Source organism: Methylobacterium sp. C33D, from assembly GCF_053345825.1.
In genome coordinates this window covers 1-292 of record NZ_JBKFAV010000225.1, presented here as the reverse complement: position 1 = coordinate 292, position 292 = coordinate 1, and the positions used below count along the sequence as shown (strand labels likewise).

Sequence of the window (292 nt, the reverse complement as noted above, 5' to 3'; positions counted from 1 at the left end):
AGCAACAGCGGGTGGCCATCGCGCGCGCGCTGGTGGGCGCTCCGGCGGTCCTGCTCGCCGACGAGCCGACCGGCGCCCTCGACAGCCGCACCCGCGCCGAGATCCTCGACCTGTTCCGCGAGCTCAACCGGAGCGGACAGACCGTGATCATGATCACCCATGATGCGGCGGTCGCGGCCCGGTGCGCGCGCACGATCCACCTCCGCGACGGCCGGATCCACGTCGACGTGCGGGGCGTCGGCCCGCGGGCGGTGGCGGCATGAGCCTGTCTCAGGCGCTCCTCCTCGCGTTG

Annotated in this window: 1 pseudogene; it reads left to right on the top strand. The window is 74.0% G+C overall.

The annotated features are described in order from the left end of the window. Positions 1–263 (top strand): annotated as a pseudogene (locus ACLBXO_RS32150) (macrolide ABC transporter ATP-binding protein); the annotation flags it as partial. Positions 264–292: the final 29 nt, after the last annotated feature.